22 protein-coding genes are annotated in these 21,551 nt (G+C 40.3%); 18 read left to right on the top strand and 4 right to left on the bottom strand.

Annotation, left to right across the window (positions count from 1 at the left end):
* Positions 1 to 168 precede the first annotated feature (168 nt).
* Complete coding sequence (locus ABEB05_RS12135) at positions 169 to 1,035, top strand: DUF4382 domain-containing protein (RefSeq protein WP_265790469.1); 867 nt, start codon at positions 169 to 171, stop codon at positions 1,033 to 1,035.
* A gap of 127 nt (positions 1,036 to 1,162) precedes the next feature.
* Here the strand turns inward: ABEB05_RS12135 and ABEB05_RS12130 are convergent, their stop codons facing one another.
* Both ABEB05_RS12130 and ABEB05_RS12125 read right to left on the bottom strand, forming a co-directional pair.
* The gene (locus ABEB05_RS12130; RefSeq protein WP_265790467.1) at positions 1,163 to 2,782 is read right to left on the bottom strand and encodes a capsule assembly Wzi family protein; all 1,620 of its coding nucleotides are present in this window, start codon (positions 2,780 to 2,782) and stop codon (positions 1,163 to 1,165) included.
* A 249-nt stretch (positions 2,783 to 3,031) separates the two neighbouring features.
* Positions 3,032 to 4,573, bottom strand: a complete 1,542-nt coding sequence (locus ABEB05_RS12125) for an ATP-binding response regulator (protein ID WP_265790466.1) — start codon at positions 4,571 to 4,573, stop codon at positions 3,032 to 3,034.
* Positions 4,574 to 4,916: 343 nt separating this feature from the next.
* Between ABEB05_RS12125 and ABEB05_RS12120 the strand changes: the two genes are divergently transcribed.
* Positions 4,917 to 5,342, top strand: a complete 426-nt coding sequence (locus tag ABEB05_RS12120) for a histidine kinase dimerization/phospho-acceptor domain-containing protein (protein WP_265790465.1) — start codon at positions 4,917 to 4,919, stop codon at positions 5,340 to 5,342.
* 107 nt (positions 5,343 to 5,449) lie between these two features.
* Here the strand turns inward: ABEB05_RS12120 and ABEB05_RS12115 are convergent, their stop codons facing one another.
* Positions 5,450 to 5,902, bottom strand: a complete 453-nt coding sequence (locus ABEB05_RS12115) for a hypothetical protein (RefSeq protein WP_265790464.1) — start codon at positions 5,900 to 5,902, stop codon at positions 5,450 to 5,452.
* A 377-nt stretch (positions 5,903 to 6,279) separates the two neighbouring features.
* On the opposite strand from ABEB05_RS12115, the gene ABEB05_RS12110 reads away from it, so the two are divergent.
* From ABEB05_RS12110 to ABEB05_RS12050, 13 genes are all read left to right on the top strand, one after another.
* Positions 6,280 to 6,729 carry a response regulator gene (locus ABEB05_RS12110; RefSeq protein WP_265790463.1) on the top strand — a complete coding sequence of 150 codons (450 nt, stop codon included), beginning with the start codon at positions 6,280 to 6,282 and terminating at the stop codon, positions 6,727 to 6,729.
* A gap of 21 nt (positions 6,730 to 6,750) precedes the next feature.
* On the top strand, positions 6,751 to 7,248 hold the full coding sequence (locus tag ABEB05_RS12105; RefSeq protein ID WP_265790462.1) for a chemotaxis protein CheX: 498 nt from the start codon (positions 6,751 to 6,753) through the stop codon (positions 7,246 to 7,248).
* Between the two features lie 15 nt (positions 7,249 to 7,263).
* Entirely contained in the window at positions 7,264 to 9,753 is a 2,490-nt protein-coding gene (locus ABEB05_RS12100) for a chemotaxis protein CheA (RefSeq protein WP_265790461.1), read from the top strand.
* A 155-nt stretch (positions 9,754 to 9,908) separates the two neighbouring features.
* Positions 9,909 to 10,697, top strand: coding sequence for a CheR family methyltransferase (locus ABEB05_RS12095; protein ID WP_265790460.1), 789 nt, complete (start codon positions 9,909 to 9,911; stop codon positions 10,695 to 10,697).
* 15 nt (positions 10,698 to 10,712) lie between these two features.
* Complete coding sequence (locus ABEB05_RS12090; protein WP_265790459.1) at positions 10,713 to 11,204, top strand: chemotaxis protein CheD; 492 nt, start codon at positions 10,713 to 10,715, stop codon at positions 11,202 to 11,204.
* A gap of 101 nt (positions 11,205 to 11,305) precedes the next feature.
* Complete coding sequence (locus tag ABEB05_RS12085) at positions 11,306 to 11,776, top strand: chemotaxis protein CheX (protein WP_265790458.1); 471 nt, start codon at positions 11,306 to 11,308, stop codon at positions 11,774 to 11,776.
* On the top strand, positions 11,773 to 12,837 hold the full coding sequence (locus tag ABEB05_RS12080; RefSeq protein ID WP_265790457.1) for a protein-glutamate methylesterase/protein-glutamine glutaminase: 1,065 nt from the start codon (positions 11,773 to 11,775) through the stop codon (positions 12,835 to 12,837). The genes ABEB05_RS12085 and ABEB05_RS12080 overlap by 4 nt, the downstream gene beginning before the upstream one ends.
* A 35-nt stretch (positions 12,838 to 12,872) precedes the next feature.
* Positions 12,873 to 13,250: a response regulator gene (locus ABEB05_RS12075; RefSeq protein ID WP_265790456.1), complete on the top strand. Its 378-nt coding sequence runs from the start codon at positions 12,873 to 12,875 to the stop codon at positions 13,248 to 13,250.
* Between the two features lie 201 nt (positions 13,251 to 13,451).
* Positions 13,452 to 13,958 (top strand): chemotaxis protein CheW, encoded by a 507-nt coding sequence (locus ABEB05_RS12070; RefSeq protein WP_265790455.1) that lies wholly within the window; start codon positions 13,452 to 13,454, stop codon positions 13,956 to 13,958.
* A gap of 54 nt (positions 13,959 to 14,012) precedes the next feature.
* On the top strand, positions 14,013 to 16,025 hold the full coding sequence (locus tag ABEB05_RS12065; RefSeq protein WP_265790454.1) for a methyl-accepting chemotaxis protein: 2,013 nt from the start codon (positions 14,013 to 14,015) through the stop codon (positions 16,023 to 16,025).
* Positions 16,026 to 16,274: 249 nt separating this feature from the next.
* A complete protein-coding gene (locus tag ABEB05_RS12060; RefSeq protein WP_265790453.1) occupies positions 16,275 to 17,972 on the top strand; it encodes a methyl-accepting chemotaxis protein in 1,698 nt (565 codons plus the stop codon).
* A gap of 18 nt (positions 17,973 to 17,990) precedes the next feature.
* Complete coding sequence (locus tag ABEB05_RS12055; protein WP_265790452.1) at positions 17,991 to 18,395, top strand: hypothetical protein; 405 nt, start codon at positions 17,991 to 17,993, stop codon at positions 18,393 to 18,395.
* A 52-nt stretch (positions 18,396 to 18,447) separates the two neighbouring features.
* Positions 18,448 to 18,840 (top strand): response regulator, encoded by a 393-nt coding sequence (locus ABEB05_RS12050; protein ID WP_265790450.1) that lies wholly within the window; start codon positions 18,448 to 18,450, stop codon positions 18,838 to 18,840.
* A 95-nt stretch (positions 18,841 to 18,935) separates the two neighbouring features.
* Here the strand turns inward: ABEB05_RS12050 and ABEB05_RS12045 are convergent, their stop codons facing one another.
* Positions 18,936 to 19,931 (bottom strand): sensor histidine kinase, encoded by a 996-nt coding sequence (locus ABEB05_RS12045; protein ID WP_265790448.1) that lies wholly within the window; start codon positions 19,929 to 19,931, stop codon positions 18,936 to 18,938.
* Between the two features lie 381 nt (positions 19,932 to 20,312).
* Between ABEB05_RS12045 and flgB the strand changes: the two genes are divergently transcribed.
* The 3 genes from flgB to fliE are packed head-to-tail and all read left to right on the top strand — an operon-like array spanning position 20,313 to position 21,542.
* On the top strand, positions 20,313 to 20,657 hold the full coding sequence (flgB, locus tag ABEB05_RS12040; RefSeq protein WP_265790447.1) for a flagellar basal body rod protein FlgB: 345 nt from the start codon (positions 20,313 to 20,315) through the stop codon (positions 20,655 to 20,657).
* 60 nt (positions 20,658 to 20,717) lie between these two features.
* Positions 20,718 to 21,167, top strand: coding sequence for a flagellar basal body rod protein FlgC (locus ABEB05_RS12035; protein ID WP_265790446.1), 450 nt, complete (start codon positions 20,718 to 20,720; stop codon positions 21,165 to 21,167).
* A gap of 60 nt (positions 21,168 to 21,227) precedes the next feature.
* Entirely contained in the window at positions 21,228 to 21,542 is a 315-nt protein-coding gene (gene fliE, locus ABEB05_RS12030; protein WP_265790445.1) for a flagellar hook-basal body complex protein FliE, read from the top strand.
* Positions 21,543 to 21,551 lie beyond the last annotated feature (9 nt).

Here is a 21,551-nt window from a genome sequence, read left to right as displayed (position 1 = left end):
TTTGGATAGATCTGTAAACAGCTGTAAGCAAAATGAAAAGAAGTTAGAAGGAAATGAAAGGGATTATTAAAAAAAGGGGAACAAAAAGGAGTGACCTCAATTTAAAAGGATACTCTATAGGGCATATAGAATAACAAATCAATTATTATTAAATAGGAGAAAAGTATCATGATGAATATATCAAATCTTAAATCTACAGTACCCCGTGTTTTAAAAGGGCTATTTGCATTTGCACTGATAGTCTCAGTAGCAGTTTCTTGCAATGATGTGAATTTTGGTGGAGCGGAAAATGGAAAGGCACATATGAAGGTAAAACTCACTGATGCACCCGGTGATTATCAGGAAGTGAATATAGATGTGCAGGCCATGCGCATACACTATACTCCATTTAGCAGCGATACCGCAAGTGATCCCTCTGGTGAATGGATAGATTTACCGGTAGAGCCAATGAAGGTTGATTTATTAGAACTGACAAATGGAGTCGATACCCTTTTGGCTGACGCTGAATTGGATCCTGGACATTATAAAGAGCTGCGACTGATCCTCGGAAGTGATAATACCGTTATGGTAGATAGTATGCTTAAGGATTTAAAAGTACCAAGTGGACAACAATCCGGTTACAAAATTAAATTCAAGACAGAGCTTGAAGCTGGTGAAAATATCGATGTAGTAGTTGACTTTGATGCTGGCCGGTCCGTACATAAAGCCGGTAAGAGTGGAAAGTATATCCTTAAACCCGTACTCAAGGCTTTTGTAGAAAGTGGAGAGGAAGTTGAAGTAGGATCAATATCCGGAGCAGTAGAGCCTTCCGAGTCTACCCCCAATATTTTTGCGATTGTGGGTGAAGATACTAGCGCCACTACTCAGGCAGATGAGGACGGTGAATTCTTACTGCAGGGATTAGAGAGCGGTCAATATGATTTGAGTATTGAACCAACCAATGATCAGTATGCTGACACGACCTTGTTTGATGTCATGGTCGAAGAAGGTGAACAAACGGAAGTGGGCGTTATCACCTTAGAAGAAGTTGAATAAGTTTTTTAAAATCCTCGTTTGTGTATAGTAACACACGTTAACGTAACGTATCAAGCCCGGCTGCATCTTATTGCAGCCGGGCTTTTTTGTTATTAGGGGCGAATAAGTAAATATTATCTTTTCTGGGTTACCGCAATTGAGAAAGGCGATAGCGAAGAGCAAAGGCTATTCCCAAATGGTTTTTATCATTTTTATAGATATAATGATCATTAAGTTCCCGCCGATAGGTAAAGCCAATCTCCGTTTCTATCTGTTTGTAAAAATAGGTATAGGAAGCACCGAATCGGAATTCAATATTATGTAACCAGTATTTTGGATTATCGGGGCTTTGTATGTTTGCATTGAGCATAGCATCTGACTGGTAGAGGAAGTCGTTATTTTGGGCTACACGCTGCCCAAAAACTTTTAACCGTCCCCTATCAAAGTATAACGTTCCATCAAGATATTGACTGCTGGATCCGGGTCCAATTGAAGCTCCCAGCAGTTGTCCCCGGTTGGTATACCCTTGCCGGGCAGTTCCGTGGACATAAAAAGTCGGGTCTGGCCTAAAATGTCCTGTTTTGCTTGATTCAAGTTGAGTTAATTCCCCGTTTATAGACAATATCCTATTATTACTTAAGGATATTGTTTTTTCAAGACCAAGAGTATATCCACGACTGTGCTCCGGTTCCGTAAAAAAATCACGCCAATTCCAGCTGTGGTCGGTCCGTGCCCATTCTCCATAAATTTCTAAGCCGCTCTCCGGAAATCGCCATTGCCCAAATAAAGATAAGAGTTGGTCTGATTGGTCATTGCCACCCGCATTGGAATTGTTGGCAAAGTTGATTTTTGTGAGAGCTTCGAAAATCTTAAAGAGATCACCTACAGGTATTCCTTCGGGAGGGATCGTTTCATAAAAGATTCTGTTAATACCCAGCTTTAGACCCGGAGCGGGCTTGGGAGAAATCGATAAAGTAAGGCCGGTTATGTAACGCTTATTATTGAATTGATTATTATCAAAATAGTCCGACTCTTTTAGTCTTCCCCAGAATAGTTTGGTTTGCAATTCGCCTATATAGATATCCTTAGGTTTGGAAGTGCCGATAAAGAAGTGTCGGAATCCCGGGGCGTTACTGTCCAGAAGAAGTGCATTTTTCCGAGCCGGCCCCCATCGCATGAGTTCATTGGATATGCCTGTCATCCATCCATTGTAATCAGCGCGGATATAGGAATTTCCGGGATATAAGCTCCAGTAGCTGCTATTTCCAAAGCGTTGTGGCCAGTCAATATTTCCCAGCGGATAGGAATACTCAGATCTGTTTGGGTTTGTGGAATAGGGAGAAAGCGTAAAACTTTTATTTTGAGTAAAAATAACATGAGGTCTGATAGATGCCGAAAAGATTCCATAGCTGGCAAAAAAGCCTGCCGAAAGATCATTTGTAAAACCTCTTCCCTGCCAAACAGGGCCATCCTGATTGCCGCTTGGCTCGAGAGACTGCCAATAGTTGCGAATAATGGGATCATGGGGAATAAAAACAAGGGAGCCGGATGAATTATCGTGGGCTAAAGTTTCCGGTGGCAAATTATTCCAGGGATGAGGTCCCAAACGATTAAGAACAGTGATTAGAGAATCTGCATTGGTATAAGGATCAGAGTACTCTCCTGAGGATGAAAATGTACCACTGATTTGCAGTGTACACAGGTAATCCTGGTAAATGTCATTTATCGGAATTTGTTGGGCATATAAAGAGGATGGGCGAACAGTCATGAAACTTACGCAAAAGAATAAAGAAAAGATGAGCAGGTGCAGTTTCCTGCGGATTGTATACCGCGATAATCTTATTTTATACATTATTTTTATACCCTAAAGAGTGGAATATTTGTGATGGCTACAAGTGATATGGAAATATAGGAGCTTTGTTCCGGGATTGACGGCGTAAAATTAGACTTACAGGGAGTATGATTATAGAAACGCCGTAGTTTAATATTATAAAACAGCTAAGTCCTAAGACGATTCTTAATAAAAAGAATTGGCTGTAAGAGAAGTACAGATAGTATTCATCAACTTATTGTAACTTCCTGCCCCTTTTTGAACAACCGCATCAACATATTTATCCGAGAGTTTGCGCTCTTTCTTAGATAACTTTTTACCGGTATAAATAATAATAGGGATATCTGAATATCCCGTCTTCTTTCTCAAATATTTTGCCACATCTATCCCACTTTGATCAGCTAAAACTAAATCGAGGACAATACAATCTACCGATTGTTCCTGGAGAATGCTGTAAGCCTCATTAGTAGAGCTGGCAGTAAAGCAATGGTTTATCTTATAGCTTAAAAATTCTTTGATAGCCAGGTTATGCATCCTACTGTCGTCTACAACCAGAACCGTATTATCTAATTTTTCTACAGACCCAGGCAGTATAGAGTGCTCATTTTTCCGAGAAATTTTGGGTTTTTCTGGATGAGGTGATAGGTAGCCGGCCGGTAGGTAGAGCGTGAATGTGCTACCGGTGCCGACTTCACTTTCTATATGCAGCTCTCCTTCTAATATATTTGTTAACTGTTGACAAATATCTAATCCAAGGCCATGGCCCATAGTCTCTTGGTTTTCTGATTGGCTTCCCCGGTTGTATCGGTTAAATATTTGTTTTTGTTGTTTTTCGGGAATGCCTATTCCAGTATCATTTACTTGAAAGGCAACAATATTGTTGGATTCTTGTTTAATTTTGGCATCTGGTGAATAGGTATTAAAAGTTACGTTGCCCTTTTGTGTATATTTAAACGCATTTGATAAAATATTGGTTAAAATACGTTCCAAATAAATAGCATTTGTTTGGATTTGGGAGGGGCAGTGCTTTCCTATCTTATATTCAAACTGGATGTCCTTTTCTTTGGCAATAGGTAAGAATATTTGATACATATTCTTGCAAAATGAATGGAGATCAATGGTATTTAGGTTTTCTTTTGTGGCATAGACCCCACCATCATCTTCGGGTTCTAAAAATGATTCAATATATCGGAGCAAATGATGACCGGAGTGGTATATCGCATTTGTAAACTTACGCTGCTCTAGTTTTAAATCATCATGGTCATGTTCAATCAGTAATTTACTTGATAAAATAATTGAATTTATGCCGGTACGCATGTCATGAGCGGCATTAGCGAGATAGTCGGTTTTCCGTTTATTTTTTAATTCCCTTTTAGCAACAGGTAATAATCGTTCTATATGTTCTTTTGATACACAATCATTTGCTCCTTTCTCCATCGCAGATATAGCGACCCTCTTATAATTTTCTTGCTCTGTTAGGGTTATAACAGGAACCTTTCTATTCTGCTTTTTAATAAGCTCAAGTATAGAAAAGTTGTCGGCGGGAGGTTTTGCAGAAAGGAGAATTAAATCCCATCGCCCCTCTTTTTCTATAGCCTGTAGTATTTCTGCTTGTTTTTCAAGGGAGGTGTATTGAAACTCCATCCCATCCTGCTGTAGAATTTCGAGAGCTGCAGAAATATAGTCCTCAGAAGTATTGATGAAAAGAAATTCAATAGCTTTTTGCATAGAAATGAACTCCTTCCTCTATGGCTAGTTGAGCAAATCACTGGGAGAGAATTGGAAACCAGCAGAGGGTAAATTAAAAGATGATATATAGTTCTTTTGAAATAATTTAACTAAAAGTAAGCTATCCATTTTTAATACTTGCGACTATAATTTTATAAAATATAATTAAAGGTCTGCTGCACACTTAATCAATATTTATATTAATTATTTCTAATATTAGAATTATTTAATATATTTAAGACAGGGTTGTCCGATAAGATCCTAAACGTTGGCTAAAAATATCATTTACAATTGCTTTAATCTTATCTGGCATAAGTGTTCATGTTCATTAGACCGTTAAAGTATGATGGGTGTTACAGACGATACATTTGTTGCATTGGTTAGTAAAAATGAAGGAGACTCAAAAAAAAGGGAGGAGGATAACGGATGGGAAGGGGAACATCCCATAATAAAGCGAATGGCCATAGCAGATGAGTTCCAAAAGTTGAGGCCTGCTCTTGAATTGAGGGATAAGATGGTAAGAGAATATATGCATAATGCTATGTCTCCCATTAGTGCTATTTCAGGATACTTGGAACTCATGCAGATGTTTCTTCAGGATGAGGTTGATGCTGAACGGGTAGAAAAATATAGGTCAAAAATTCAAAAAGGGATAAGTGAGCTGAGTGACATTATTGAAGACCTCTATGATGAGTGTGATAACGAAAAAGAATTGCCAGAAAACAGTTCGGCTTCAATTGAGAATAAAAGGAATCGTCGGGCAAGTTAAATCTTCTTTAAGAAGAAGGTTTTTTTCAAATTAAAATCAAGGGAGACCAGTTGGTAAATTTTATCCAGCCAAAGTATGAGGCTATTTATTTGGGATAGCAAGGAATGTCAAATTCTTGAGCTGTGATTATTTCCTTTCGACATATTGAAAAGCAGCATTTGAAGCTGATAGTAATGTCGGCGAAGTGCCTGAACCTTTTGATTATCAATATCGCCTAAGACAAGAGCAGAATGATTATTGGGATCTTTAGGTTTTCGTATTTTCGTTTGAAGCATCAGGAGTTGCTTATGTCCTAAAACAAAAAAACGATTAAAGAGTTCTTGAAAATTTTTCCGGGGAACGAGGAGTTCTAAATCCGGGCTGTCGTTACTGGGGGATTGTCCCTGTGCTTCTTTTTCTGAAGAAGAACTGTGATCTTTCCCATGACTTCCCTTTTCCTCTTCAATAGATGGGAAGTCTGTGGGTGCATGTACGTCGGAGAGGTATTCTTGTACGTATTGAACTTTACCAGGCGATTGTACTGCAGAGGAGGATTTTATTTTGGATGAACGTGATAGCATGTACCCGGATTACTGTACTAAATATTATAGTTATATAATGCCTTCCCTTTTTTATCGACCCCCAAAGAGTAAGCTTTAAAAAAAGTTTTCGGTAGATTTATTCCTGCTCTGACTTCTAATATCTCAATTAGAAAAAGCTATATCAAAATAATAATGGAGATCTCAGCGACGAATGAAGAAATCCCCAATAAAATAGTTTAAGAATTTGTCACTTCAACCGATAAATAAACCCGAAAGGTAAAATTAATATCAGTTGGCAACTTTTGGGTCAGTTAAAGTATTCAGCCGTCAATAGTTAATGTTGATGGTTGAACCAGCACAAAATGTTGTTCCGAATTATCATTGATATCTAAACTCAAAGTTTAATGGAGTAAGTAATGGCTAAAATAAAGGCATTAGTAGTAGATGATTCCAAGATTATGAGAAGTGCTGTAAAGAGAGCACTTAACCAATTAATGCTTGCGGATTTTGAATATATAGAGGCCAAGGATGGAGAAGATGCACTAAGTAAGTTCAATGACGATATAGAAATCTTATTCGTTGATTGGAATATGCCCAATATGACGGGCGTAGAGTTCGCAAGAGCAGTACGCGACCAAGGGAGGAAAAACATTCCAATAATTATGGTCACCGCTGAAAAGTCGATGGGCAAAGTTGATAAAGCCTTAAATGAAGGTGGGGCTAATGAATATGTTACCAAACCCTTCACAGCAGATAAAATGCATAAGGCCATCAGCAATTATTTTGACGATGATGGAAACATAGCTGTTGGTGAGGACGAAGATGATGGAGATAAAAGCTTCTTTAAAGGTATTCTCAATTCTTAAAACGACATAGATAATAGATAAATGAATTTAGATAATTTCGATGAGTTAAATGAAATTCCTGAAGATATTGTAAAAAAGGTTCGGGAATCTGTTGTTAATACGTTTGGATCCATGCTGGGTGAAGAACCATCTTATATTCCGGGTAGCAACGGTAATGATCCCCTTAACGGAATTGTGGGGAATGTGACGGTATTTAATTCCAGCCATACCCTTTCATTAATGCTTGCAATACCCAAGGAAACGGCTGTGTACCTTTCAGAGGCTTTCATTGGTATGGAGCTACCATTTGAGAGCGATGATATGGGGGATCTTATCGGAGAGGTTTCAAACATCTTGGCCGGTGATGTAGCCGCTAATGTCGAAAAAGTAGGATTTCGGGGCCAGTCGTCTCTGCCAACGGCTACGCGGGGGAGTGATCTCACCTTATTTATGCCAAATAAGCCTCCCACCAAAAGGATGAAATTTACGAGTGCAAATACAGAGTTTTGGCTTACCATGGTATTAAGTGAATCTAAATAAAATGGCGGGATTAGAATGAGTAGCATAAAGAATGAAAGAATAGAAGATCTTGAAGGCATAATTCGTGCCCTGGCTGATGTATGGCCGGCTGACAGAGAAAATGTAGCCGTTGCAGGAGCGGAGTTTGAGGAATTTATCTCCGGCTTTGATGAAAATATCGGGCAGCTACAAAAACTTATTGATATTTCTTGGGAAGGTTTTAAGTACCTCTTCGAGAAGGACGAGTACTTTATGAGTGTAAAAACAGCTACTATGCAGGCTGTTAATACAATACGGGAATACATCGTCAATGACGGAGATATAGAGGTCAAAGACTTTGAGAAGGCTTATGATGATCTCTACGATGCACTGGCCGGGGAGAAAGAATCTGCCGATACTCTCATTGAGCTTGAAGATGAAGCTACTGAAACTTCTGATCCTGAAACAAGCGAAACGGGTACAAATGACAATATTGAACTAGAAGGAAAAACGCTGGATGATTTAGCGGCGTATATTATGGCGCTGGATGAGAGTGATATTTCAGATGAAGAGGTACGGGAGCTAAGCAAGCTGTTAGCGATCGGCATTGATCAATCTGATGAGAAGGTTTCTTCTGTATTAGAAGATGCTTTGGATCTAGTAGAAAATGCTGAATCAGGAGGTCAGTCACAGCTAAAAACGGGATTGCCTGAAATTGCAAGAATCGTTGAAGAAGCGATTACTATTGAGTCTGAGGCTCAATGGTCGGAAGGAATTTCCGACGACAATGAACTGACAGAAACTCAGATCGCGGACGATGAAATAGCCCGATCACAGGGGACAAATGATGTGGTTTTTTTCATCCCCGAGGAGATCGATGTCGTAATGGTAGGGGAATTTGTGACGGAATGTACCGAGCTGCTGGATATGGCGGAAGGAGCACTGCTTGAGCTCGAGGAAAATCCGAACGACGATGAGCTTATCAACAAGGTATTTAGAGCATTCCATACCATTAAAGGGACCTCTGCCTTTATGGGGTTACCGCCTATTTCGGATTTTACGCATCTGTTGGAAACGATGTTGAGCATGGTTCGGGATGATGAAATTGGATTTGATACCGCTTGTGCAGATATATCCCTGGAAGCCATTGATATTATCAACAATATGCTCGATGTGATAGAGGTTTCAGAAGGTGGAGACCGCCTGCCCAAACCTTTGAATTATGATCGCCTGATTATAGTCTTGGAGAGAATTGCCAGCGAGGCCATTGCCCCTGAAAAAGCACTTGCCGAGGAGGGTGGGATTCAATATAACGCTCCGGTAGAATCTAATGAAGAAGTGCTTGAAAATGGAGAGGCAAAGGCCAACGGTACGGTTAAGAATCCGTCGGATGATTCACAAACGGAAGCATCGGTACGGGTTAATATAAGTCGACTCGATCAGCTTATTGATATGATCGGCGAGCTTGTAATCGCCCATTCGGTTGTGGCACAGGATGAGAGTATCCCGGATCATTCTAAATTGCAGAAGAAAATAAATCATACCAGCAAGATTTTGCGTGAGCTGCAGGATACAAGTTTGACTCTGCGTATGGTACCGCTAAAGGGCACCTTCCATAAGATGAATAGGCTCGTTCGGGACCTGTCCAAAAAAGCCGGAAAAGAAGTTAAATTATCAACCTTTGGCGAGGATACTGAGATTGACCGGAATATGGTGGATATTATCAATGAGCCGTTGGTTCATATGGTGCGAAATGCTATTGATCATGGTATAGAGACCCCGGAAGAACGGAAGAGAAGCGGCAAGCCCGAGCAGGCCACGGTATGGCTGCGGGCCTCGCAGGAAGGCGGTAAGGTTGTGATAGAAATTGAAGATGACGGCCGGGGTATCAATAAGAAGAAAGTGTTGGAAAAAGCGGTAAATAAAGGCCTGGTAGATGCTGAGGCAAACCTGACAGATAAAGAAATTCATAATCTTATTTTCCTTCCCGGATTTTCTTCTACTGATGAAGTGACGGACTTATCAGGTCGGGGTGTAGGTATGGATGTGGTTCGAAGATCGATAGAGAATTTAAAGGGTAAAGTAGATATTGAATCAGAGGAAGGCCACGGAACAAAGATAATTATTGAACTGCCTTTTACGCTTGCTATTACGGATGGAATGCTGGTGAGAGTTGGTGGACAACGCTTTATTGTTCCAATTTTAAATATCGACCGGGCATTTAGAGCTAAGAAGAAGGATATATTTACCGTAATGGGTAATTCGGAAAAAGTTTCTATCCGGGGAGAGACCGTTCCGGTAATTCGCTTGCACGATCACTTTGGTATCACGGAGGGCACGGAAAGTCTAACGGATGGAACACTTTTGGCTATCAGAAATGCCAATAAAAAATATGCGCTCTTAGTGGATGAAGTAATCGGTCAGCAGCAGCTTGTTGGTAAATCGATCAATATGGTAAATGAAATGAAGCATATCTCCGGTGGGGCGATCCTCGGAGATGGGACCGTGGGGCTTATCCTGGATACTGCTGCATTAATGAGAAATTAATATAAGTCATTACCAGGTAAATACTTATTGGGGTAATTTTTTTAAAAAAAGAGAGCATATCCTTTGCATCAGGAATGACTCAGGATAGAGTGAGTTAGGTTTTAGCTTTAATTTAGCACCGCATTTGTGGACGGCACTATAATAAAAGGATTACTATGAGATTAGAACAGTCTGAATTCGAGAAAATACGTGAGAAGATTTATGACTATTGTGGCATAAATCTGCATGAAGGCAAACAGGCTCTCGTCCGGGCACGAGTAATGAAGCGAATCCGGAAGCTGGGGTTAAGCGGCTTTCCACAATACCTAAATTATTTACAGAAAGATAAAAGCGGACGGGAATTTCTTTCGCTCGTTGATGTTCTTACAACGAATAAAACCAGCTTCTTCAGAGAAAGTCAGCATTTCGACTTTATCAGGGATAACGTTATCCCCGCGATGAAAGGACGCCGCGTTAAGTGGTGGTCTGCGGGCTGTTCTACGGGTGAAGAGCCGGTAAGCTGTGCAATAGCTCTTCTTGAACAAAAAGTATCTTCCCGGAATGTAAAGATACTGGGTACGGATCTTTCGCGGCAAGTATTGCAGGTCGCTAAAAAGTCAATTTATTCTGCTAAGAATATGGAAAATATTTCGCCATCCCTTAAGAAAAAATATTTTCAGAAGGTTGATGAGGGATGGTATGCCGTTGATGATGAAATACGACAGATGATTACGTACGGCCGATTGAATCTTAAGACCTCCTGGCCCCTAAAAGGACCTTTCCATGTAATTATGTGTCGAAACGTGATGATCTATTTTAATCGCAGGACCCAGCAAGAACTCGTATCGCGTTTTTGTGATATCCTGGAACCGGGAGGGTATCTTTTTCTGGGTCACTCGGAAAGTGTAGCCGGAGCCAATCGCGGATTTAAAAATATTCGTCCCGCGGTTTACCAGAAGATTTAAAATTGGTGACTTTGCATGAAAACAGTTGTAGGTGTAAGTGATTTACGCATCTCCTCTAATATAAACGAGGTAATTATTACCTATGCCCTCGGAAGTTGCCTGGGTATCGCAGTCTATGATCCCATAGTAAGAGTGGGAGGGTTACTCCATGTTATGCTTCCTCTTTCTAAAGCCGATCCGGAAAAGGCACGACGAAAACCGGCTATGTATGTGGATTCTGGATTAAACTTGATGTTGAATGGAGTGTATGACCTGGGAGCGAAAAAGAATAATTTAGTTATCTCAGTAGCTGGAGGAGCAAGCATGAAGCGAAAAACAGCAGATGATTATTTCAAGATAGGAAAGAGGAACTTCACAGTTTTTAGAAAAATATTGTGGAAAAATGGATTTATGATTACCAACCAGGATGTAGGAGGTGCAATATCCCGTACGATGGCTCTTCGATTGTCAGACGGAGCCGTTACTATAAATAATAAACCAATAAGATCAAACGGCCAATCAAAATAAGAACAGATGTTAAAAGTCATCAATAATTGAAATAGATATTAAATATTTGGTCGGCATAACCGATAACAAAGAAGCTATCCAGCGACAAAAAGATTAGAACTATGAGTACAAGGTTAAAAGATAAAATATATGATATAGCAGTAAATGCCTTTGAGGTCACCTGTTTTATGTTCTCTCTTGAGGAACAGGAGATAGACGAGCCGCCAAAAATTTCTGAAAATATAAAGCGTGCTGCGGTTGACTTTAATGGCGCCGCGGAAGGTAGAATGGTTATACATCCTTCTGAAGAATTGTTGACGGCAGTAGCTGCAAATATGTTGGGAGTAGAAAATCCGAATGAGGAAGAGAAATCAGGCGCTCTCTGTGAAATTGCTAATATCATATGTGGCAATATTGTACCATTATTCGCCGATGATGATGCTATTTGCTATGTGGAGCCGCCAATTATTATAGAAGAAAATACGGCCGGTCTAAAGGATAAAGGAGATAAAGAAACAGAGAGAGTACAAATTTATTTAGATGAGGGGACTGTAGAAATATCAGTTTATTATTCAATTGAGGTGAAGCTATGATTAAGGTATTGGTAGTTGATGACTCGGCGCTGGTAAGAAAACTGTTAACGAAAGAGCTAAATAAACAGAAAGATATAGAGGTCGTGGGTACAGCCCTGAATCCTTATATAGCACGGGAAAAAATTGCCAAGCTTAAACCTGATGTTTTAACGCTCGATCTGGAAATGCCGCGGATGGACGGGCTTTCGTTTTTATCCAAATTAATGAAACATCATCCTATGCCGGTGGTGGTTGTGAGTTCATTAACTCCCCAAAATAGCGAAAATGCGTTGGAAGCTCTCCGGTTGGGCGCAGTGGACGTGATTTGTAAGCCCGGATCAGCTTATTCAACACAAAATATATCCCGGGAAATTATTCAGGCAGTACGGGCTGCTTCAGTAGCAAGATTTGATCATAATGTTAGCGTTCCGGCTCCCAAACAGGTGAGCGTCAATATTAATAATAATGACAGCTATTCATCCCAGGCCCGTCTTAAGGAAACCACAAAGAAAATTGTAGCTATTGGCGCCTCCACTGGGGGAACAAAGGCACTGGAAGTAGTGCTCCCGGCTCTGCCTTATAATCTTCCTGGTATAGTAATTGTCCAGCATATGCCTCCGGTTTTTACCAAAAGTTTCGCTGATCGTCTGGATACCATATGTAAAGTAAGTGTTAAGGAGGCGGAAGATGGAGACTGGATACGGCCGGGACAGGTACTGATTGCGCCCGGAAATTACCATATGCTTGTAGAGAAAAAGGGAGCCAAATACTATACCAAAATTAAGCAAGGGCCGCCGGTACACCATCACCGTCCCAGTGTGGATGTTATGTTTAATTCTGTCGCCAAGGCTGCCGGAATGAATGCAACGGGTGTTATTTTGACCGGGATGGGAGCGGATGGGGCAAAGGGATTATTAGCGATGAAGAAAGAGGGAGCACATACGATTGGGCAAGATGAAGATAGCTGTGTAGTATATGGAATGCCCAAGGTTGCTCATGAAGTCGGAGCAGTATTAGAAACACAGCCATTATCAAAAATTGCAGAAGCTATTATTGCAAGGACAAAAGAGAAAGTCATATAAAGTCTGGATATTCTGCCAAATTCAAAAGAAAAATTATGTCCTTTAAAATACTTGTTGTTGACGACTGTGCTGTTATGCGTAAAGTGATTGAAAAAACAATTCACATTTGTGGTCTTGATTGTGGCTCTATATTCGAGGCGAGTAATGGAGAAGAAGGACTTTCCATATTGAGTGAAAATGAGATAGACTTGCTGCTGATTGACATCAATATGCCGGTTATGGATGGAATGAAGATGTTAAGAGAGGTAAGGGAAAGGGATTATGTGAAGGATTTTCCTGTCTTAATAGTATCGGCCGAAAGCAATGAGGAACGTATTGAGGAAGTTAACCGCCAGGGAGCCGTATTTATACATAAGCCATTTACGCCAGAGAAGCTCCGTGGAAAGTTGCTGGACCTTATTGAGAATAGATGAGACAATACTATAACAACAAATGTTATTGATTTTAAATATTAAAAAAGCTTAAGAAAAGCCACTTCCCTCCGATAACAGCAATACATCGACTAAAGTTAGGGTTCATGTCTGAAGCTAATACACTTAATAAGATATGGAGAGGTCTGTGTAATCCAGAAACTGGATGTCTAAATACTAAATGATGAAAATAAGAATAGAACTATGAGTGAAACAGCAACGAAACAAATAGAACAACAGGGAGGACCAGATATAGAAGGAGGGAAATTTTTAACCTTCTTTTTAGGCGACGAAGAATACGCAATAGAAATTCTGAAGGTCCAGGAAATCATAGGTTTAATGAGTATTACACCTGTACCAAAGATGCCTCCGTATATAAGGGGAGTGTTAAATTTGAGGGGAAAAATTGTCCCCGTCATGAATCTTCGTACTCGTTTTGGTCTTGAAGAAGTCGAAGACACCGATGAGACCTGTATTATCGTTATTCAGAATAAAGAATATCTGATGGGGATCTTGGTCGATAAGGTTTCGGAAGTCGTAGATATAGAATCAGCTGAAATAGAAGAGGTGCCTTCCGTGGGTGTCGCTGAACAGAGCGAATATCTGGCGGGTATAGGAAAAGTGAATGATTCAGTAAAAATGATTTTAGAAGTACAGAAAGTACTTTTTGACGTGCCTCAGAAGGTATTGGAAAATACCGCCGGAGAATAGGGTAAAAAATAAAACAACAAGGCTCAGTAATAATAAAATCGACAGAATAACTATATGAACTTTTTTAAAAAACTTACAAACGGACTAGGTTCATCCGCAGGAAATAGTGATTGGACCATTGCAAAAAGAATTATGAGTTTAACGACAGGAGCTGTTACGATCACGCTTCTCCTCGGTGCTCTTGCGATATATGCCTTCAATATAATTGATGAATATGCAGCAGAACTTAATGCGGTAAATTTGCCGGAATGGGGAAGTTCACAGGCTTTGGATCAAGCAGTAAGAAATGCCAATACGGAGTATTTGAAATATAGCCAAACTAATGATAATAAAATATATGAGCAGGCTATAGCTCGTTTTGAGAAGATGAATGGAGAAATTCAAGAATTACAGGTTCTTACCGATAATAATGATCTTCCTGTATTGGAAGAAAAAATTCCTGGTTTAAAAGAAGAGGTCTCAGCTTTCCAAGCCAGCATTGAAAATTATAAAGAGGCTGCCGAAACTATGAAAACTAACAGGACTGAAATAGAGAACGCCTCAAAAAATGTTATTTCTTCATTGACCAGTTATGTCGAGGAGCCTGGCGCAACAGATATTTTAGATGTTGCAGTTCTTAGAATGATTATTGTTGATAACAATCGTCAGATATGGCAGGCGGCGGCAGAAAATGTTGAAGCTGATTGGCAGAATATTACTAATACCTACACAGATGTTCGTGAACAATTGGTTACCCTCCGTAACGAAATCGAGAATGGAACTAACGGAAGGGAATATATCGGCAATGCTTTGACAGCACTTGATCAGAATATTAAAGCTGTTGGGGTTATGGAACAAGCCAATAAAGTCTTAAAAACAGCAGAGTCGAATACTACTGCGTCTTATCAGAACTTAACAGAAGATGTTATGATGGTTGCTGAAGCGGCTGAAAATAGTGCACGTGAGAAGGCAACATTTACAGCGGCTACTTCTGCTCGATATATGTGGATCATAGGTATTGGTGTTATAGTGGCAGTCATTGGCGCTCTTTTGTTTGGGTTATATGTAGGAAAAACTATTAATGATGCTCTAAAGAATATGATTGTACGACTTAGTGGAGGAGCAAGCCAGGTAGATGCTTCAGCTGGTCAGCTTTCAGGAGCCAGCCAGGAACTGGCGGAAAGTGCCAGCGAACAGGCCGCGAGCCTCGAGGAAACGACCTCCTCGCTTGAAGAAATTTCTTCCCAGCTGAAGCAAACCGATGAGAATTCAGCTGAGGCCGAAACGGCCATGAATGAGGCCAAGCCTATGGTAGAAGAAGGAGTTGAAGCCATGAATCGCATGAAAAATGCCATGGAAGATATTAAGGAATCGGCTGATCAAACCTCCAAGATTATTGAGACCATTGATGATATAGCCTTCCAGACAAACCTGCTGGCTTTAAATGCAGCTGTTGAGGCCGCCCGGGCCGGGGAGGCCGGAAAGGGTTTTGCGGTTGTAGCCGAGGAAGTACGAAACTTAGCCCAGCGAAGTGCTGAAGCGGCTCAAAATACTTCAGCGCTTATAGAGAGTTCCCAGGAAAGTTCCAAACGGGGAGCCAGGGTAGCTGATGAAGTATCTAAGAATCTAGAGAAGATTGAAAAAAGTGTGAATGATGTTAGTACGTTGGTAGTGGAAATTTCTGCCGCCTCGCAGGAACAGTCAAGCGGCGTACAGCAGATTAACGCCGCAATGTCTGAAATGGATGAGGCTGTACAGGGCAATGCCTCGTCTTCTGAAGAAGCAGCCAGTTCTGCTGAAGAACTTTCCTCCCAGGCAGCTGAGCTTAACATTATAGTGAAAGAGCTGAGCCGTTTGGTTGGTGGTTTAGAAGATTCAGAGAGGCAAGAGTATCATAGCAATTCATGGAAAGCTGAAACAACGAAGCAAAACGGGCACAGTCGAAATCGGAATGGATATTCCAATGGACAGAAGAGTAGCTTATTAAATAATAAATATAATAAGAGCCAGTCTAATGGTAATGGTAGCAGTAATGGAAATGGCCGTGAGCTGATTCCTTTTGACGAGGATGATTTCAGCGATTTTTGATTACGTCTGACCTGTAAAAATAACTTATCGGTTTACTCTATTAAGGGGAATATCTTACTATAAGATGTTCCCTTTTTAGATAAATTGATTCTCAAGAGGAGCATGAAGTTATTAATTAAGGTTGCCGCAATTCAGTCGATAACAACAACAGTTGTAGAATTAAAAAAACAAAAATAAAGGTGGCCAACGGCTAAAAGTGAAGGGCTAAAAAATAATAGTAGCAAAAAATATTAATAACAAGCGAAAAGCATGGGTATCAAACAGAGTATTCGATCGGTAAAGAATTGGACGATAAAGAAGCGCCTTATTGTTATGACTATTTCATTATTAGTTATAACTGGTCTTCTTGTAACGGGTGTTACTATTTTTACGGCCAATAGTAGTTTGGAGGAACTCGCCGATCATACCTTGGACATGAAGCTGAATGGTGATATTAATGCTTTGGAAGTTTATGCGGATAATCATTTTGGAGGAGTACAGTTGTCTGATGGGGAACTGGTAGATACAAATCAGGTTCCCATTGCCGGGCGTTTTGATATTATTGACGAGTTTGCGAGCAGGCATGGAGTGACTGCCACTATTTTTCAGCGCGACGGCAATGATTTTACACGAGTTATAACCAGTATTCGAAAAGAAAATGGTCAAAGAGCAGTGGGAACCCAGCTTGGAACAGGGAGCGATGCCTACGAACCCGTTATGAATCAGTCATTATATGTTGGCCACGCCGAAATACTTGGAATTCCCTACTTAACGGCATATGATCCCATAATTAATGAAGAAAATGATATAATCGGGATTTATTATGTTGGAATTCCAATGACTGATGTAAATGCGATTATTTCTGAGTCTGAGGCTCTTATTTGGCGTAATGCCGGAATCTTTCTTCTGCTTGTGGTATTAGCTGGTTCTTTTATTGCCTGGATTTTTAGCAATTCTATCAATAAAACATTGACCCGTATCATAGAGCGTCTTTCTAATGGCGCAGACCAAGTTCATTCTTCCTCTTCTCAGCTTTCGGGTGCCAGCCAGGAGCTGGCGGAAAGTGCCAGTGAACAGGCCGCAAGCCTCGAGGAAACGACCTCTTCACTCGAAGAGATATCTTCCCAGATAAAACAATCTTCAGAAAATTCGAGCGAGGCGGAGAGCGTAATGAAAGAAACGCAACCTTTGGTTGAAAAAGGAGTAGAGGCAATGGACCGTATGCAGGGAGCAATGGATGATATTAAAGAATCTTCTGATGAGACATCAAAGATTATTAAAACCATTGATGATATTGCCTTTCAAACGAATTTATTAGCATTAAATGCAGCTGTTGAGGCCGCCCGGGCCGGAGAAGCCGGAAAGGGTTTCGCCGTTGTGGCCGAGGAAGTACGGAATTTAGCCCAGCGTAGTGCCGAAGCGGCAAATAATACTTCGGGGCTTATTGAGGCTTCTCAGGAAAATTCTGAAAAAGGGTCCAAAGTGGCCCAGGAAGTTTCACATTATTTAAAGCAGATTGAAGATAAGGTTGTTGAGGTAAGCACTTTGGTAGTAGAAATTTCTGCCGCTTCCCAGGAGCAGGCGACTGGAGTGCAGCAGATAAATTCTGCCATGTCCGAAATGGATGAGGCCGTTCAGGGCAATGCCTCAGCCTCAGAAGAGTCGGCCAGTTCTGCTGAAGAGCTTTCTTTCCAAGCTGCGGAGCTTAATAATATTGTGAGTCAATTAAACCGCTTGGTAGGCGGACTTGATATTAATAGCAGTAGTAAGGCAGTTAAGAATAATTCGGGAAAAGCCAAATCAAAGAAAAATAGCTATATGGCTAACGGGGGTAAGAGGAATGGACATTCCAATGGACAGAAGAATAAATCATTTAATAATGAATTCAATAAAGAGAGTCAGTCTAATGGCAATGGCCGTGAGTTGATTCCTTTTGACGAGGATGAGGATGATTTCGGCGATTTTTAAAAATAAATGGGAGACAGGATGGAAAGTATACCAACAGATTTAGAAATACTCGAAGAAATTTACGATCGGTATTACGATGAATTTCGAAAGTATGCCAAGAAGGAACCGGATCGTATCGCACGCATCCGGGTTCCTATAGAGGTTGAAAAGATAGCAGTAGCTTGCGGTGTTGGAGAAGATATGATTTTTGGTCGTATCTTTTACCACTTTAATAAAAAGTACAGTTATAAAGATCAAAAAGGAGAGGTAACTACTTTTTTTACTACTGAAAAGTTTGAAGGACTTAGCGTAAATTTTCCTTTGGTAGCTTCAGTTTTAGCCGACAAATACGCCGAAAAGAAAAAAATGGATACCTATATAGGATTAGCAGCCACTTCCGTTGGTATTTCTGTCTTAGCTCTTTTGGTTGCTTTCTTTATATAGATAAGAAAGAACGTGTGATTCATAAATTGTAAACGATCAAAAAGATATAAGAATGAAGATTAATGTACTAATTGTTGAGGATGACCCAACAATGCGTGTGGTTTTAAAAAACACGGTTCTATCTATTGGCATGGGAGTCGAGATAGGTAAGATATATGAAGCTGAAAATGGTGAAGAGGGAATAGAGATACTTAAGCAATACAAAGTGGATTTAATGCTCGTGGATATTTATATGCCGGTAATGGATGGAATGGATATGCTCGATCACGTGCATGATCATCCCGATTTTGATGAAATACCCGCCGTAGTAGTATCTACAGAAAATGATGAAGAACGTATAGATGCTATTATGCGTAAGGGGTTAGGATTTGTTCCCAAGCCGTTAACCCATGAACTGTTGGAAGACGAAGTTAAAAAGATGCTTGAGAAAGAAGCTGATGTATAATGACCTTCTCTGGGCTTCATCCTGGATCGGATAGAGGATAGGAGTATTTTAGAGCTCACTTTACCACTCATTAAATAAAAATACCGATCGATAAATTATAAAAAAGTAGGCGAAGACAATGAGGGCGGCAGACAGAACGTAAAGGATACGCCCCGGAATGGACTGTTATCTGTCAGAAAGATTGATCCCTTATATCTTTTGGCATAAAGCATCGCCATTGTTAGACCAATACCTAATTTAGTGGCTTTTCCAGTTACAAATGGAAAGAATAGTTGCTGAGCAATTGATTTTGGGATCGGATTCCCGTTATGTGAGACCTTTACCGCATTTGCAGAAGGCAATTCGATAGTTATTTGGTTATCCTCATTTACGGGAGCATGTTCAATAGCATTATCAATTAAGACGGAAAGAATGCGTTTAAGGTCCCCGGGGCTGCACCGCAAAAGATGGGGATTAGCCGGTAGGGTAAAAGTGATATGATCCTGAACTTTATCCGGATAGCTTGAAATAATTTCATCAATAATAGTTTCGGGATTTGCTGAATAATTATTCCGCTCGACCGTTTTCAAAGAGATTTCCTGGAGAGATTCCAAGTCATCCAAGAGGTCAAAAAGTTGTTCAATTCCTTTATTTACTTTTTCCAGATGTTTGGTATTAGATTCGTCTTCTGTTCGCTCTTCTATTATGCCCAGGTAGCCTTGGATTCCGGTTAAAGGCGATCGCAAGCGATGCAGTAAGAATCCAATCATTTTTTTAAGAGAATGCAGCGTATCAAAATCGGGAATCCCAACTCTTTGTTGTAAACTAATTTTGATGTGCGGACTCCCTTCCCATATTAATGTTTCCTGCTGAAGATTAAACCACTGGCCATTAAAGAAAGCCGGGGATAGGGCACTGCCGATATTTTTTTCAATATAGACGATGTTGTCAATATCCTTTCCGATGGGGTTATAGTTGTCACAACCGCTAATAACCGTTTCATTAACGTCACAAATTTTTCTGCTATCCATTTCTATGATAAAGGTAGGATCTGTAGTTGTACGGTTATTCATCAGTTCTGATAATTCGATAGCATTTTCCCTGTTAATCATGGTATAAAAATATTGAATAGCACTTCCATAAAGATCCCTTGTTATTACTTGGCCCTAAGACAGATATTTATGTGGCTATTATCAGTTATAATGAAGAATACTTAAAAATTCTTTTGTAAAAGTATGTGAGTGAGGAAAAAATTACCTCCCCGGCGGTTAATAATGCACTTGCCTGCCAACTACCCATCTATTTTGAAGGGCGTTAATTAATTGTTTTGACCTCTAACCCCTTCTGGCATAGCTATTGCCTGTACTATGTATGAACGGATGGTTATACCAGCATTAAGAATAATTGTTCCAAAAAAATTTGAAGTTTTTTGAATCTTATTTTTGGAGCGCCAAATGAACTAGGAATTTCTGTAATCCAAAACAAGGAAAATCATGGAGCTTATAGACAGTAGTCATAGTCAGTTATTAGCGAAGGCTATGGATAGCTATACGTTGCGGCAGCGGGTTACGTCGTCTAATATTGCCAATATTGATACCCCCGGTTATAAAAGACATGAGGTTCAATTTGAAAATGAACTTCAAAAAGTGCGGGATAAAGGAGGGGCAAAGGATATGGAAAAAGTAAATCCCAGCATCAAAGAAACCGGCGGGGATGTGGTTCTGGAAGATGAGCTGATAGAGATGGCCGATACACAAATGAGAGTGCAACTGGTTACGCGTTCATTGCGGCACCATTTCAATATGCTCAGAACCGGTATTACAAGTACTAATCGATAAATAATTTTAAATATGATTCCGGATAGAATATCATCAGCATTTCAAACTGCAGCCCAAGGTTTGGCAGTACAGCGAGAACGGATTAATGTAGCTTCGCGGAATATCGCGAATGCCCATACTACAGCCTCAGAGGGGTCGGGTAATACATATAAACCGCAGACTGTTCGATCCTCGGGCCCCCGCCCGGCTAATTTCAGACAAGCTTTGAGTGAAAGCATGTCCACTTTAAAAAGTACCCGTCCCCAGCATTTTTCGGAAGGCCATAGACCGAGAATGAAGCGGGAAAGCGCAAATATGGGGCCCTCGTTTGAGGTAGCCGAAGAAAATAATTTTCGTTTTGAATATGATCCCAGCCATCCCGATGCAAATAAAGACGGAATGGTTAAGTATCCGGATATTGATATGATTCGGGAAATGACCGAGATGGTTAGTGCAAATAAGCTATATGAGGCAAACCTGAGCAGTATTGAAGCGGAAAAAGAGATTATGAAGCGATCAATGCAGATTTAGCAAAACGTATTTTAATTAGCGTTATAAAGTAAAGTAAGAATAAAGAAAAGTTAGGTTAAAATGATAGAAGCCATTGAAGCTGGAGGTATTGTTCAGCAGACGGACAATATTGAATTTTCACCATCGCAGCGCGAGATAGAGACAGGCGAGGATGCTCAATCCTTTGCCGATGTTTTGTCGAATGCTATCAACAACGTGGATGAAACAATGAAAACATCAGATCATAAAGTACAGGAGTTTATTGCCGGGGAATCGGATAACGTGCATGATGTGATGATTTCAATGCAACGTGCTCAGATGAGTTTTGAATTAATGGTAGAAGTTCGGAACAAGGCGATAGAGACCTACCAGGAAATTAGCCGGATGCAAATTTAGGAAGTATAA

The organism is Fodinibius salicampi, from assembly GCF_039545095.1.
Classification (GTDB): Bacteria; Bacteroidota; Rhodothermia; order Balneolales; family Balneolaceae; genus Fodinibius; species Fodinibius salicampi.
This window is presented reverse-complemented; position numbering and strand designations above follow the sequence as displayed.